The organism is Phycisphaeraceae bacterium, assembly GCA_040222855.1.
GTDB lineage: Bacteria > Planctomycetota > Phycisphaerae > Phycisphaerales > Phycisphaeraceae > Mucisphaera.
This window is the reverse complement of the sequence record JAVKCD010000019.1, coordinates 781,761-797,588: the sequence shown is the minus strand read 5'-3', so window position 1 is coordinate 797,588 and position 15,828 is coordinate 781,761. Positions and strand designations below refer to the sequence as shown.

10 protein-coding genes are annotated in these 15,828 nt (G+C 61.6%); 3 read left to right on the top strand and 7 right to left on the bottom strand.

Annotation, left to right across the window (positions count from 1 at the left end; translation table 11 throughout):
- Genes RIG82_08540 through RIG82_08520 form a run of 5 tightly spaced genes read right to left on the bottom strand, consistent with a single transcriptional unit; the run spans position 1 to position 7,532 of the window.
- Positions 1–1,824: an ABC transporter permease gene (locus tag RIG82_08540; protein ID MEQ9460984.1), complete on the bottom strand. Its 1,824-nt coding sequence runs from the start codon at positions 1,822–1,824 to the stop codon at positions 1–3.
- A gap of 22 nt (positions 1,825–1,846) precedes the next feature.
- A complete protein-coding gene (locus RIG82_08535; protein ID MEQ9460983.1) occupies positions 1,847–3,145 on the bottom strand; it encodes an ABC transporter ATP-binding protein in 1,299 nt (432 codons plus the stop codon).
- A gap of 9 nt (positions 3,146–3,154) precedes the next feature.
- On the bottom strand, positions 3,155–4,489 hold the full coding sequence (locus RIG82_08530) for an SPFH domain-containing protein (GenBank protein MEQ9460982.1): 1,335 nt from the start codon (positions 4,487–4,489) through the stop codon (positions 3,155–3,157).
- A gap of 21 nt (positions 4,490–4,510) precedes the next feature.
- Positions 4,511–5,401, bottom strand: coding sequence for an SPFH domain-containing protein (locus RIG82_08525; GenBank protein ID MEQ9460981.1), 891 nt, complete (start codon positions 5,399–5,401; stop codon positions 4,511–4,513).
- A 55-nt stretch (positions 5,402–5,456) separates the two neighbouring features.
- The gene (locus tag RIG82_08520) at positions 5,457–7,532 is read right to left on the bottom strand and encodes an SPFH domain-containing protein (protein ID MEQ9460980.1); all 2,076 of its coding nucleotides are present in this window, start codon (positions 7,530–7,532) and stop codon (positions 5,457–5,459) included.
- Between the two features lie 180 nt (positions 7,533–7,712).
- Here RIG82_08520 and RIG82_08515 point away from each other — a divergent pair, with 180 nt between their 5' ends.
- Both RIG82_08515 and RIG82_08510 read left to right on the top strand, forming a co-directional pair.
- Entirely contained in the window at positions 7,713–8,780 is a 1,068-nt protein-coding gene (locus RIG82_08515; GenBank protein MEQ9460979.1) for a hypothetical protein, read from the top strand.
- A 690-nt stretch (positions 8,781–9,470) separates the two neighbouring features.
- On the top strand, positions 9,471–10,781 hold the full coding sequence (locus RIG82_08510; GenBank protein MEQ9460978.1) for a hypothetical protein: 1,311 nt from the start codon (positions 9,471–9,473) through the stop codon (positions 10,779–10,781).
- Positions 10,782–11,052: 271 nt separating this feature from the next.
- On the opposite strand, the gene RIG82_08505 is transcribed toward RIG82_08510, so the two are convergent.
- A complete protein-coding gene (locus tag RIG82_08505; GenBank protein ID MEQ9460977.1) occupies positions 11,053–13,074 on the bottom strand; it encodes a cation-translocating P-type ATPase in 2,022 nt (673 codons plus the stop codon).
- Positions 13,075–13,443: 369 nt separating this feature from the next.
- The gene (locus RIG82_08500) at positions 13,444–14,469 is read right to left on the bottom strand and encodes an L-threonylcarbamoyladenylate synthase (GenBank protein MEQ9460976.1); all 1,026 of its coding nucleotides are present in this window, start codon (positions 14,467–14,469) and stop codon (positions 13,444–13,446) included.
- A gap of 152 nt (positions 14,470–14,621) precedes the next feature.
- Between RIG82_08500 and RIG82_08495 the strand changes: the two genes are divergently transcribed.
- Positions 14,622–15,701 carry a diguanylate cyclase gene (locus RIG82_08495; protein ID MEQ9460975.1) on the top strand — a complete coding sequence of 360 codons (1,080 nt, stop codon included), beginning with the start codon at positions 14,622–14,624 and terminating at the stop codon, positions 15,699–15,701.
- Positions 15,702–15,828: the final 127 nt, after the last annotated feature.

Sequence of the window (15,828 nt, the reverse complement as noted above, 5' to 3'; positions counted from 1 at the left end):
TCAAACAATCACCTCCGCAGGTTCGCGCCGGCGAAGCAGCAGGTAGCCGATCAGGAAGACCACCCCGGTCCAAATCCCGCTCACCCAGGCCAACGCCATCAGCACGGTCCGCCAGGGGATATACAAACCCTTAGCGATCTGCTCCGTCGCCGTGTATTCGCCGAAAGAAGGAATCAGCATCATGAACCCGCGACCAACCGCCCGGATGACGACCTTCGCCGCATCAACGATCTCACCCTCAGTCAGCTTGCCGATGAACGTAAGCGGATACCAGAGCAAGACCTCAGGCAGCGTGGCGGTCGAGGGTGGCTTGTCGCCGAACCAAGTGAGCGACTCATCGAGGAACGACGAGGTAGCCGCCCCAAAGTAGATCATCAGCGCAAGTAGACAGGCGACGGGGAAACCAAGGAACGAGGCCGCCGCGAGCCCCGCCATCGCCAGAAAAGCCAGTCGCGTCCAGAGCAGAACCATCGCGCGGAATAGATTGCTCTCAAACGTGTCAACCCGGTAGAGAAGCTGCATGCCGTCAGCCGGGCTAAAGCTGATGCTCGGCTGATCGGCTCGCGCGTTGAAGATCTCAAGAACCAGAACGCCATCGTCGGTGATCGCCGAAGCGGGGATATCCAGGATGTGATGCGTTTCCTCCGAAAGCCGAATGCGACCATCGGGAAACACGCTGCTGCCATACGGCCGACCATTCACCCGCATCCCCAGCTCAACCATGCCTTCAGGAACCGTGCCCGCGGCGTTGGGTTCAACCCGAAGCTGGACGTTCCCGCCCAGGCCCTTGGCCTCAGCGAGATTCTCGAACCGGTAAGTCTGACTGTTGCGTGGCGCGATACTCAGCCAGTCGCTGATCGCGATCATCTGAATCTGATTGATCGCGGCGTCGGAGAGCCGGTCAATCGGATCACCCGGGCTGCCGTAAGTCTCGGGCTGTTCGAGCCGAAGCCGCTGGAGTTGCTGAGCGAACCGCGCCTGAAGCTCGTCAGCACTACCGAACTGAGGCTCGACCGCGATACGCGCCGCGAGAACCTGAGTATCGACGCCCATGCGATCCGGGCCATCAAGCGCCGGTTGCCGCGCGATAAGCTCGGTAAACGCGTAGATGCCACCACCAGCGACGAGCACAAGCAAGGCGTTGAGCATCACGATGCCAAGCCACTTGCCCAGGAGATACTGCCAGCGGGCAACCGGCTTGGTGAACGTCAGGAAAATCTGCTTCTGGCTGAACTCACTGGCGACCGTACCGACCGCAAGAAAAATCGTCAGCAGACTAAGCAAACCCGAAACAGCAAGCATCGACCAACTCAGAAACGAAGCAACCCGGTATTCAAGCCGCTCCGCAGGGTCCATCACCAGCGGAAGACTGGGCACCAGCAACAACAGCACGATCAGGAACACCAACGGCACCCGCATCCGGATCGACTCATCAATCAGCGTCCGCGCCACCCCCAAGATCGGATGACCCGCTCGCAGCACGAACCGAATCAACCACATCCCCGCGACATAAGCCAGCCCCATCGCGTAGACACCAACAACAATGATGATGCCATTGAACCAACCAAAGAGCGCAAAACACTGGGCGATGAGCATCGCCAACGCGGTAGCGCCAACCAACCGACCGACGATCGCCACCCACGGCACGGCGTTGTATCGGATGTAGCTGATGATGAGAATCAGCAGAGCGAAAAAACTGCCCGTGAGGTTGACCAGGCCAGCGGCACCAACATACCCCTGTGCACCAAGAAGAACATTGAGCACAAACCCGGCGAGGAAAACCCCGAGGGCGACAATCAGCAGCAGTATGGGGCGTGTGAACACCGTCGCGCGTCCTCCGATTCCATTACGAGGGCGGGCGGTCCGGGTTCTTGTTGGCCGAGCCGCCGGTCAGATCATCGAGAACCGACAGGTCTTCTTCTGCCCGCGGCTTCTCCTCGGCTGACCGACCATCATCCGACTCCGGTTGTGATGACGACCGTCGAGGCTGTTCCATCTTCTGGATCAGATCGCCAAGCACGGCATCGGCCTCCTCAATCTCCGGGTCGGCTGGCGGAGGCGGAGGGGGAGGGGGCGGAACCTGCACCCCGAACCCACCACCCTGCTTGGGCTCAGGCGTCGCGGGCTTGGCCTTCGGCCTGACCAGATTGTCGATGAGCTGCTGAGTATCGTCGTCGCCAGCGGCATCCGCATCGTCAGCCAGGAAACCGGTGATCGCCCCACCCGAGCGCGCACCGGACGTAGCAAGACCCTCAAGCTCAGCCTGCTTCACAATCTCAAGGAACAGTTGCTCAAGCGTCGTGCGCGGCTGCCGAACACCGTCAAGAGCTTTGCCGTGCTGGCGAAGCGTCTCCTCGACATGCTGGATCTCCGACTCAGAGAGGTGCGCTGTTTCAAGCGTGGTCTTGCCCGAATCCGTTAGCAGCTCATCGACCGGCCCGATCGCACGGATCTTCCCGCCAAACATAATGGCCACCCGATCGCAGACCGACTCAACATCCGCAAGCAGGTGCGAACAGAGAATGACCGTCTTGCCGCGACTCTTTAGCGTCTGAAGCACACGCTTGACGTCCGCCGTCGCAATCGGGTCCATCCCCGTGGTCGGCTCGTCGAGAATGAGGATGTCCGGGTCGTTCACGAGCGCCTGAGCCAGCCCGATCTTGCGCTGCATACCCTTGGAAAACTCGCCCACCGGCCGCCGCTCAGCATGAGTCAGCCCAACCAGCTCAAGCAGCGTGTCAACACGGGTCTTACGCTGACGACCGTTGAGCCCGAACAGCCGGGCGTAGTACTCAAGAGTCTCCCGCGCCGTAAGGAAGCGATACAGGTACGACTCCTCCGGCAGATAACCAATACGCTTCTTGATCGCGACATCCTCGGGGTGCTTGCCAAGCACAGCGATCTGCCCCGAAGTCGGGCGCAGGAGCCCAAGAACCATCTTGATCGTGGTCGACTTGCCCGAGCCGTTCGGACCAAGCAGCCCAAAAACTTCTCCGCTCAGAACATCGAGGTCGATCGCATCGACAGCGCGGACACGATCACGCAGCCAGAAATCCTTGAACACCTTGGTCAGGTCGATGCAGCGGATCATGGCCTTGGGAGCCTGATCACCAACGGCTTCGGTCTGGCTGGCGGTCGCTGTCATACGGTAAGCCTAGCGCTGCTGGTTCCGGACAGTATTGGACTGGGCATCAATGGCCTGCATCCGCTGCTCATCAATCTCTCGCTGAACGTCAGGATCCCGGTTGATCTGAATACGAACCTGGCCCGGTGCGAGATAAAACGCCTCATTGCTCTCACCCGACAGAATCTGCCGCCGGGTGTCCTGCAGGATACGGTTCTCAACAATCGTTGGGTTGCTCCGGTGCTCAGCGAGAACCGATTCAAACCGACGAACCTCCGTGCGAATCCGCTCAACCTCCTGCGTCCGAAATGACGACGCGGTATTCAAAATCGACCGTACCTCACCAACGATCGGCTGCCCGCCAAACTCAATCGGGAGCTGCTGATTACTCAACGCATTGTCGAGCATCGCCTGCATACGCTCCGAAGCATCGGTCTCACCTGCGGTCTGAGCGATCTCGTAAGCCTGGATCATCTCGAAAAGACCATCAGCACCCGGGCCCGCCGTGTCACGCAAAATCTGCGTCGATTCCTGACGCGCCTGATTAATCAGATTCGCCCGCTCCGACTCGGCATCGTTGACCTCACGATAAGCCGCCCGAACCGACAACGGCATCGTCGTCCGGTTCGCCGCCAGAGTGGTCAGCTCGACGCCGGTCTTCAAGTTGCTCAGCGTCTCCTGCGCATACCGAAGCGACAGCGTCTGGTTGATACGCCCGCGAACAGCGTCATCCGCCTCGATCTCAGCGACCGCCCGGAGAATCCCCGACTCCACCGCCGATCGGACCAACTCATCCGCCTTCTCAACCGTGCCGACATTCACCACAAAATCAATCGGATCGCTCGGGCCATCACCAATGCGGTAAGCCACCTCATACTGAGCATGCACCACGTTGGCGTCACCCGTGATCAGAGCGCCATCAAACTCAGGATTAAGCGGGCCCGCCGACCCCGAAAGATCGTCAAGCGTCCGCCCCTGATTCGCCTCGGTCACCTGGAACCAGAACGCGCGATCAATGCGGATCGTTCGAGGCGCCGTCGGGACAACAATCCAGTCGCCGATGGGCCGTGGCCAACCCAGGTGCCAGCCAGGACCATACGTCTGCTGCCCGGGTTCCCCCGCAATGTTGCCGAAAAACAGCTGAACCGCCTTCTCCTGCTCCTCGACGCGCTTGGTCCCGGAAGCCAGATAGAGAACGACGAGAAACGCCATGATGATCGCGAGCACCCGAAAGCTGACCTGCAACGCGTCCGCGAGCGATTGCTGAGCAGGATCGAAAACCTGCTCGTCACGCGGATCCACCACGGGCTCTGACGCCGCAGGAGCGTCTTGTAACTGACTGATCGGATCGTTGTCCTGATTCATAGCGGGGTCCTGGGCGGTGGCTCAGCGCTGCTCAGTATCGAACACGCGGGCGGCACCGAGTTGTTCAGCGTCCAGCAGGAACTTGGTGTTATTAGAAAGGATCGTCTTGAGACTCTCCATCGAGTTCAGGAAGATCGCAAGCTCTTCGTTCTCAGCGAACGCCGCGTAATACGTCGCCGCCTCCCGCAACCCCTCCGACCGAATGCCCTCAGCCCGCCGCTGAGCAAACGCCAGAATCCGGTCACGCGCCGACTCCGCATCAGACCGAATCGTCGCCGCACGCGCACGACCCTCAGCCCGAGCCTTCTCAGCAAGCGCCTGCCGCGTCGTCCGCATCCGCTCAAAAACCTTCTCCGTCGTCGACTCAGGCAGCGTCAGCCTCCGGATGCCGATCCGCTCAATCGCAATGCCGTAGTCAAGCCCCTCCAGCTTCCTGCGCAGCTCGTCAGCAGCCGCCTGCTCGATCTCCGGCAGAGCCAACTCAGACGGGTCGTTGTTGACCAGTTGATCAAACCGATACCGACTCACCACCGCCGTCAACTCACGCAGCAACGGGTTGAGCTGCTCCTCGGCTCGCTCCACCGTCCGCAGACTCCGGAAAAAAGCCAGCGGGTCCTCAATACGCCAGATCAGATCGGTCTTCACGATCACCGCGTAGCCATCAGACGTCTGAAACTCCTCGAGCTGATCCTCAAGAATCTGCAGCTTCTTGGAGAACTTGTACACCCGGTTGATCGGCAACGGGGCCTTGAGCCCAAGCCCCGGCTGCTCAACCAGACTGCCCTCGACCACCCTGTCGAACCGGGTGACGACCGCCACCTCGTCGTAGCGGACCGAGTAAGTAAACGTGTAGATCGCCAGGACAATGGAGATCACCAGAGCGATGATGATGGTGTTGATGTAGTTCTGCATGACACGGAAACCTCAGGCGGCAGAGCAACGGCCCCGCCGGGTGGGGGATTGAATTTCAGTTGTTCGATCCGAGGATAGACTCCAGACCGGTACGGGATTCCTGAAGATCAAGTTCGATGACACGATCCTCAACAGGCGAGGTGATGTCGGGCTTGGCAAGGATGATCTTCGGCCGGTTCTCAAGCGATTGAGTCAACGCCTCGAAGTACCGCCGAGCCTTGAAATAGTCAGGTGCATGAGTAAACGCCGCGATCTCCGCCGGGAACTGCTCGGACTTGGCACGCTCCTCAATGGCATACTGCCACCGGAACGCACGAGCCTGAGCAATCAACTGAGCAGCCCGACCGCCAGCGTCAGCAACCAACTCCTCAATCAAGGCCTCCTGCCTGGACACCTCACCCTGAAGATCAGCCGTGTTCTCCGCAGCCAACTGCAACCGAAGACGCTCGAGCCGCTGGATAGCATCACTGATCGCCAACGCCTGCTCACGCGAACCCGCAACCTCCGCCAGCGTCGTCACCGCATCGCGATTAGCCCGATTCACCTCAGATAAACTCTCCTGCAACGCGCCGATCTGGTCGTGAAAACTCTGGGCAACCTCGCCCGCCTGAGGCGGGTGCATCGACGTAATCGAGATCGCAAGCACTTCGATGCCCAAATCAAGCCCATCAACATCCCGCTGAATATCCACCAGCAACGCACGACTCGCCTCGATCCGATCAGATCGAAGCAGATCATCAATCTGCCGCGTCGCGAAATACTGGTTCATCCGCCGACTCGCCACAGAGCTAAAAACCGCCTCAGGACTCACCGCACTCGTCAAGTACTCAAGCAGCCCGCCCTCGGGATTGATCCGGTACTTGATGATCACATCCCCGCCGACCAGCTCACCCGCCGCAATATCCGATGACTCCGGCTGATCCGGAAAACGAGAGGGAGCCGTAACCAGATAAGTCTCCTGGCCTTCGACATGCTCGTTGGTCCAGAGGATCGCCGCATCGTGACGACGCTCAGCACCCTCCGTCGAACCCATGCGCAACTCCGACACGCGATAAACATCGTGCCGACTGATCGTGCTGATCGGCCACGGCGCCTTGACATGTAGACCCGCAGAGAGCACACGATCCGAGAGCTGACCAAAGGTCTTGATGACCGCCTGCTGCTGAGGCTCGACAACCACCAGACTGGTCATCCCGAAAAGCGTGACCACGGCCACAAGAAACATAGGCGTCAGCAGCCGCATCAGTTGCCGATACGCATAGCTCTTTGAAAGATCAAAACCGAACTGGTACGCCAGCGTCTCCGAAACAATCTTGCCGATCGACTCAGGACTCGACATCCACCCAAGCAGCCGCGAATCAAACGCAGGCCGAACAAACTGACCCGGCCGACGAGGCTGATACAACGCAAGCACAAGGTTGGCGAACACCTCAAGACCAATCAGCGTCGTAACCGCCGGCACCGCCAACGCAAGCCACTCGAACGCCGGCTCGAAGCCGACCATGTGCAGCACCACCGCGACGATCGAGAGCAAAGCCAAAAAGACCGTGCCCATCAGCGTCCCGGCCCCGCCACGCAGCGCAAGCCAGCTCTCGGTCCTGGTCATGCCCGAGATGAACCGGCCCACCAGAAAACCCACAAACGCAAAACTCGCCAGCAGAATGATCAGCAACCCGTGATGCACATCACCCCGCACCCACGGCTCGATCGCGTCGTTGGCGATCCGCAGATAGTGGCTATAGAGAAGCGACGGGCCGATCGCCAGCAGCAAGCTGGCGGTCAGAATCGACGCGATCGTCAGACCCCACTTCTGCAGCCACTCGAGCCGCTGACGCGAGAGCTGCAGATTCGCCCCGGCTTCCTCAAAAAGTGCCGCAGCCCGCCGGTCCGATCGCGTCAGACGCTCGGCCTCCAGAGCCTCCTCCTGCTCCAGCCGGTGCTGGTAGTAGAGAATGATCAGAGCAACCCAGATCGGCAGCCCAGCCGCCGTGTGCCAGGCCAGAGCGTTAATCGCGCCCGACTGTGCATAAAGCCCAAGCAGCCCGAAGGCGGCAAAAAGCAGCGCCTGCGTGCCCAGGCCGACGAAGGCGGCGTTGGTTGCTCGACGATAGGTCTGTGCGTCGTTGGCCATGAGGGTGGAACGATCCTCGCTATCGGTGCGTGTGCCTGAGAAACCCGGCCCCGCTTGCATAACCCGCGGGTCGGGGATTGTAGTCCCCGGCACGCATTCTGCCGAGACCGACCAATCAGGCCGTATGATACGCGCTACCGCCGAGATGATCCCGATTCCGTACCCCGCTCGAGACCCATCATGTTCCAGCAGCTCTGGTCCATCGCCGCCAACACCTTCGCCGAGGCCGTCCGACAGCCCATCTACGTCGTCATCACCCTCGTGGGCATCCTCCTCCTCGTCCTCAACCCCATGCTCGCCGCCTACACGCTCGAAGACGACAACAAACTCATGATCGACTACGGCCTCTCCATCATCTTGATGGCCGGCCTCGTCCTCTCAGCCTTCTCCGCCACAGGCGTCCTCGCCGCCGAAATCGAAAACCGAACAGTGCTCACCGTCATCAGCAAGCCCGTCAGCCGCCCCGTCTTCGTCCTCGGCAAGTTCTTTGGCGTCGCCGGGGCCATCACCCTCGCCTTCTGGATCCTCGCCGCCGTCTTCGCCCTCACCATCCGCCACCGCGTCATGCAGACCGCCCGCGACGACTTCGACCTACCCGTCATCATCACCGCCGTCGCCGCCCTCCTCGGGTCCTTCCTCCTCGCAACCCTCGGCAACTACTTCTACCGCTGGGTCTTCACCTCCGTCCTCATGAAATCACTCGCCATCACCCTCACCCTCTCCTTCGCACTCGTCCTGGTCGTCAACAAAGACCTCGCCCTCCAACTCCCCTGGCACGACCTCACCGAACACGATGGCGAACTCGGACAAACCCTCTACGGACTCATCCTCGTCCTCCAGGGCGTCCTCGTCATCGCCGCCGTCGCCATCGCCGCCTCCACCCGACTCGGACAGGTCATGACACTCATGATCTGCCTGGGCGTCCTCTTCCTAGGCATCTCCGCCGGCTTCCTCTCCGGCTGGGTCGACCGCCAGGTCAACGTCCCCATCGGCTACGGCATGCTCCCAACCCTCCAGGCCATCATCCAGCACGACGGCGCCCTCGGAGCCAAAACCATCTACCTCGCCACCAAAGCCCTCTACCTCATGCTCCCCAACTTCCAGTTCTTCTGGCCCGCCGACGCCATCACCCAGGGACACCCCTTCACCGCAACCTACATCCTCTCCGTCCTCGCCTACGGAACCCTCTACACAGGCGTCGTCCTCTCACTCGCCGTCACCCTCTTCCAATCCCGCGAAGTCGGCTAAACCTCTGACCCCGGGTGGCCGGGGTCCGGCAAAGCCAGCCCCAGGACCCCTCAACCTCCCCCCTGCCAACACCAACAAACGCCTTAACGAGCCCCACCCGGAAGGGTGGGGGCCCACCGTCCCACCCTCTTCACCGAACGATCAAACCACCAACGCCCCACCCCCCCTCGATACGAGCCCCATGGCGTCAGCCTGGGGTCCAACCCCCCTCGCCCGTCTCATCCCCTCTCAACCCCTAAACCCTGCGAAGCCCCGACGAAGCAGGGCCACCCCCCCTTAACAACCCCTCCCTAACGAGCCCCGGGCGCAAGCCCGGCGGTGCTCGCTTACGACCCTCTGGCACACCCAATCAACTCAACAACAACACACTTCTCTAAACAAAACCAAGCGTGTCACGAGCCCGAGGCGCAAGCCTCACGGGCCCATCCCCTCGCCAACAAAACACAACCAACCAACACCCCGAGCATCACAACCCACCACTCTCCTAAACAACCCCTCCTACTAACGAGCCCGAGGGCGCAAGCCCCGGGTGCCCACACCACAAGGAACCCCCCACAACATCCCCCCTCCCTCAACCCAACCGCCACCAATCCCCCCCCCCAGTGAGCCGGGCCGTGCCGGCCCGGCTTCACTCTTGCCACCCCCCACCCCGCCATCTACCCTCAAACTACCTTTCCGAAGGGACGCCTCATGCCCCTCCTCTCCCTCCGCACCGGCAAACTCTGCATAGCTACCCTCTTCGTGTTCGCCTGCAATACAGGCTGTATCTCACACAACGACGACCTCGTCCGCATCCAAAATGAGATTCGCACCGCAGGCGAACCCCTCACTTTCGAAGACCTCAACGCCTTCTCCGCTCTCCCGGAGGGTGCCGAGAACGCAGCGCAGATCTACCAGCAGGCGTTCGATGCCTGGGTCAAGGATGAGGCACTCGAAAATCGAATGCTGACCACGGGCTGGCACTATGTAACCGACGTCCCGGGACTCGGTGAGCCGCTCTCAGGAGACCTGCTGACAGCCGCCCGTGACTACACAAACCTCAACCGGAGAACCATCGACCTTCTGGTCAAAGCCTCCCAGCAGCCACACTTCAGAATTCCCGTCGACTACACGCGGGCTGAGCCCACCGACGTGGTCGTCTTGGCATGGCTTGCCAACCTCAAACGATCCACCCGGCTGATCACCGAACAGGCTTACGTCTATATCGCGGAGCACCAAGCCGAAAGAGCCGCCGATATGGTCCTCACCATCTTTCGTTTCGCGGATCACACACAACAGACACCCGAAATACTCTGTCTGCTGTACGGGAACGGATTTGATGCTAATGCTTACGAGCTTCTCGATGAGCTGCGGGCCATAACTCCCTTATCTAGCCAGTCACTAGGCAGACTCACGTCAGCGATCCATGCCGACTCAGAGCCCGAAGGCTTCACCCGAGCGATGCTCGCCGAACGGGTCTTAATCAACGAGATCCTCTCAGGGAATACGCAGGTGTTCTCAGACTACATCAAACTGCCCAGCGTGCCTGACCCCAACAAGACACGGCACCACGCCAACGCGCTCACAGCCGCCACCAAGTTCATCGACGACAACAGCAGGATGAATACACCCGCCTACACACTGAGCAAAGAAAGAACCAGCATCGACCCCGATCCCTATGATTGGTCGGAAGATGATCTGATGTTCCTTAACTACAACGCCCTCCAACAGGCTCGAGCAAAACGCCGCGCCACCCTCACCGCCCTCGCCGCCGACCGCTACCGCCTCGACCACAACACCTTCCCCACCGCCCTCGGCCAACTCACCCCCGACTACCTCGACGCCATCCCCGAAGACCCCTTCAACCCCGGCCACCTCCTCAAGCTCACCACCGCCCCGCACGGCATCACCATCTACTCCATCGGCCCCGATCAAGCTGACGACGGGGGTCTCAAAGACCTCGACATCGTCTCTCGCTCCTTCACCACCCCAGGCATCAAACAGCCAGTCCCCCAGCCATAGCGCGTACCCCCCCCAGATGCTCACGACCTCCCCTACCCCCGTGCGCCCAAACCCGCCCCATGCGCACAAACCACCTACGTTTCAACCCCCTTCACGTCGTTTCAACGCCCTTTGATCGCAGATTACGACCCAAAAATACCCGATAACAACACGTTCAACACCCTCTCACCGCAACATCACCCGCCCCCAAACCTTCCTCAGACTCCACCAGCCCACTTCACACACCCCCAATCCAACCCTTTCACGCAAATCCAGCCATGCGCACACCCACTCAAGCCGGCACAAGACCACCCGCCGCACCCGGCCCACCCGAAGCCGCAGACCGCTTCGGCGTCGCAGGCTTCACCGCCGCCAACGCCTTCGCCTCATTCGCCTCGATCTCCTCCCCGCACCGCACCAGCCGCGCCGAGTTGAAGATCACCACCAGCGAACTCACCACATGCAGCACCGCAGCAAGGATCGGCGTGATGTAACCCATCGCCGCCAACGCCAGGAAGATGATGATAAACCCGCCACCCAGCGCAACATTCTGCATCACCACCGCATAAGTCTTACGGCTCAACTCGATCAAAAACGGGATCCGGTTGAGGTTGTTGTTGTTGATCACGATCGACGCCGAGTGAATCGCCACGTCCGACCCCGCCGCCCCCATCGCGATCGAAATATCGCCCGCAGCCAGCGCCGGCGCATCATTGACGCCATCACCCACCATCGCCACGCGATGACCCCGCCCCTTCAACTCATCAACCAGCTCGAGCTTCTGCCCCGGCAGCACCTCAGCCTGATACTCCGTACTCAACTGCGCCGCGACGCGCTTGGCCACCGACTCCCGGTCACCCGTACACATCACCATCCGCTTGATCCCCAGGTCTCGCAGGTGATCCACCGCCTGCTGCGCCTCCGGCCGCGTGTTGTCCGCCAGCCCGATCCAGCCCAGGAACCGGCCATCCTTCACCACACACAACACCGACAATCCCTCGGTCTCAGGATTCACCGAGACCTCATTCGCCAGCGTCCGCGCGTGGTCATCAATCTGCTCTTCATTCAGCCACGTCGCCCGACCGACCAGCACCCAGCCGTCATCGAGCTTGGCCCGCACACCCTTGCCCGCCACTTCCTGAAACTCCGCCGGCTCCGCGAGATTCAGCTTCGCCTTGCGCGCCACACCAAACACCGCCCGAGCCACCGGGTGACGCGAGTTCTGCTCCGCAGACGCCGCCGAACGCAGCAGGTCCGCCGCCTCAACACCTTCCGCAGGAGCCAGCCGCGAAACCTCCAGCGACCCCGTCGTCAGCGTCCCGGTCTTGTCAAAAATAATCGACGTCAGCGTCCGCGCCGTCTCCAGATTCACCACCGACTTCACCAGCACACCCAGCCGGGCAGCAGCCGATAGCGCAGCCACCATCGCCGTAGGCGTCGCCAGAATCAACGCACACGGGCACGCGATCACCAGCATCGAGATCGCTCGCTCCGCCGCGTCCTGCGGGTCCGTCTGACTCCGGAAAAACCACACAATAAACACCAGCATCAGCACCGTCGGCGTATACCAAGACGCATACCGATCGATCATCCGCATGAACGGAGCCTTGGTCTGCTCGGCCTGCAGAATCATCTCCTTGACCCGCCCCAGCGTCGTATCCTCACCCGCTGACGACACCCGGATCTCCATCAAGCCCGTCAGGTTGATCGTGCCCGAGTAAACCTCATCACCCTCGGCCTTCTCGGCAGGGATCGACTCACCCGTGATGTTGGCCTGATCGATCGTCGAAGCCCCGCGAAGAATAATGCCGTCCGCGGGGACGTTGTCACCCGGACGAACCCGCACCACATCGCCGGGCGCCAGCGACGACGCATCAACCTCCTGCTCGTTGCCATCAGTGAGCCGGAACGCACGCGTGGGCGTAATCCGCACCAGCTCCTCGATCGACTTCTGAGCACCCAACGCCGTCCGGTTCTCGATCAGCACCGAGATGATCATGAAAAACGCGATCGCACCCGCCTCGATGTACTCGCCCGTCGCGAACGCGGCCAGCACCGCGAGCGCTACCAGCTCGTTCATGTGCATGTGCCCGTGCATGATCTCCTTGACCGCCGTCCACACCAGCGGGCCCGCGAGCAGGATCGTCGCAATCGCCGCCACCAGCCTGGACGTGTCGTGATTCTCAAACAGCAGCAGCGCCACGCTCGCCGCAATCAGCAGCGTCCCGCCAAGCAGCGTGAGCATGATCTGGAAGCCAAGGCGGCCACCCGCAGCGTCGAGATGGAACTGGTCTTTAACAAAGTCGTGTGCCATGCCCGCATGATAGCCCACCATGACAAATATTTTTCCGCCCCCGCGTCACCACCCACCTCCCAAACGACAACCGCCGGCCCCTATTGGGAGTCGGCGGTTGAGACACTGGGTTGGAGCACCGGGCCTTGGGGTGAGGGAATCGACCGAAAGGATTGGGGCTGTCGGGAAGACGAACGTGGCCGCGACGTGCTCCGAGGACCCTGATTGTCAAAGCCCCCCTCAGTGCGCCCGCCCGTCATTAGTGTTCTGCTGCGGGCCCGGTCTACGCCGAGGGGGTTGATTCGAAGCCGGGTTTGTCTCCGACTTCGCTATTAAAGATATCGGAGTATTGAGTCTTGTCAATGAGATTATCTGCTGATTTCAAAAAAATCAGCCCCGCACCGCCCCACGACGCAGCCGATCGGCGATGGCGGCCCCTAAACCGCCTTGCTCCCGAGGGCTCTGAGCGACGATCAGGTCCAAACTCGCTTGGTCGAGACGCCGCAACGCCGCAAACAGGCCCGCAGCAGCCTCCTCCATGTCAGCCGAGTCGCTCAGGCAGACCCGCTCGGACCACGAAAAAGCAGACTCCGCCAGAGTGTCCGGCCCCAATGTCAGCAGGCCGACCCGCTCCGCACGCCCCGCGGTAGCGGCTTGGTGCATCGCCTCAGGCTCGGGCAGAGTCTTTATATAGAGCAGCATCGGCGTCCCTGGGGCATAGTGCCTCTCCAGCCTCCCCGGCGACGCCTGAGCAGTCGAAGGGTTATCGGACTCTTGTTCCGGGATAACCACCTGGCCAATCACCCCCTCGATCGCTTCCACAGCCAACGCACCCGGACGCAGCAGCACCGCCCGCTCGCCAAGAAGGCTGACCACCGTCGACTCCACCCCCCTGCTGCACGGCCCCGCATCGAGAATCAGACCCACCTCATCTCCCAACTCCTCCACCACATGCTCGGCCAGGGTTGGGCTGATTCCGCCAAAACGATTGGCACTCGGCGCGGCGATCGGCCCGTTCAACGCCTGAATTAACGCCAAGGCCACCGGGTGATCGGGGGACCTCACCGCCACCGAGTCCAGGCCTGCGGTCACCAGGTCCGGGACCGATTCGTGCTTGGGCAACACCAGCGTCAGCGGGCCCGGCCAGAACCGCTCTGCGAGCCGCTGAGCGGCCTCCGGCCACGCCGTCACCAGCGACCCGGCCTGCTCAGGACTCTCTACATGGACAATCAACGGGTCGAAGCGGGGTCGCCGCTTGACTCGAAAAACCGCCGCGACCGCCCTTTCGTCGAACGCCGAAGCCGCCAAGCCGTAAACCGTCTCGGTGGGCATCCCGACCAGCCCGCCCGCAGCCAGGTGGGCTGCGGCACGCCGGATCGATGCCGCGTCGGGCTTTTGGAGAGCAGATGAGGCCATCAGATCAAGCTACCGACTTCCCGCATCCCACGCGGGCGCTCAGGGTGCAAAGGCCTCATCAGCCACCGGGTCCGGATATGCCGGTCAAGTCGGCTCCGCGATCCGCCGATGCTCCATTAACGAAAGCGGACCCTCGTTGCCTCGGAGAGAGTATGACCGATTCGCCCGGGATCCAGACGCCAGCACCTTCCTGCCCTGTGGGCTGGCGGGTTCTGCTGGTTGAGGGTGACCAGGCCGAGGTCACCGCCTGGGCCGAGAGCCTCCGCGTGGCGCGTCCCAACTGGACAGTCCGTACCGCGATGACCATCGAAGAAGCCCTGGTCCTCGGTCAAGATGCCGATCTGGTTATCTCAGCCCTTACCCTCCCCGATGGCGAAGGCGTCGAGCTCGTCGATGGCTGGGAACTGCTCCGTCGTGATGTGCCCGTGGTCATCCTCGCCAACAACGACGAGAGCCACCACGCGTCTGATGTCATCCGAGATGGTGCCTACGACTTCATCGTCCGCACCGATCACATCGCCGACCTGCTGCCCACGATCATCGAAAAGAACATCCAGCAACACAACATCCGCCAGGACAACCACAACCTGCAGGCTCAGCTACGCACCACACTCACGCAGGTCCGACTCAAGAATCAGCAGCTCGAAGAGGCCGTCTCGAAGCTGGAAACCGTCGCCGCTACCGATCACCTCACCGGGCTGGCCAACCGCCGAGCCCTTGGTGAAGCCCTCGAACGCGGGGTCGCCGAGGCACAACGCTACGGTCGCGACATCGCCTGCCTGATGATGGACCTCAACGATTTCAAGCAGCTCAACGATACTGCGGGGCATGCCTTTGGCGACCTGGTGCTCCGCGAACTCGCGCGTGTCCTGCGAGCCAACAGTCGGAGATCCGATTGTGCAGGTCGACTGGGCGGCGACGAGTTCGTCCTGCTCATGCCGGAGACCGAACTGAGCACCGCGGAGGCCGTCGCCGAACGTATCCAGACCGAGTTTGCGCTCGCCTGCCGAGCCCAGATGCTCCGACACGGGCACCACATCGACACAGGCGTCAGCACCGGCGTCGCCACCCTCTACGGCTCGGGCTCACGCAACGGCGAGCAACTCCTCGCTCGCGCCGACGCCGCCCTCTACGCGCACAAGAGGCAGCACCACGGCGACCGCATCATTCGCCAAAGCATCATCCCGCCAGACACCCTCCGCTACACCGGCGACGACGAGCCGGCGGTGTAAGTCCGTCCGGAATCTGGGGGAATCACAACACCTACAACGCAGCAGCCCCGTCCATATCGGCTAGGCCGCTTTGGCGATTACCCACTCCATACTTCATGCATCTAAAGCCATCTGCCTGACCCACCGA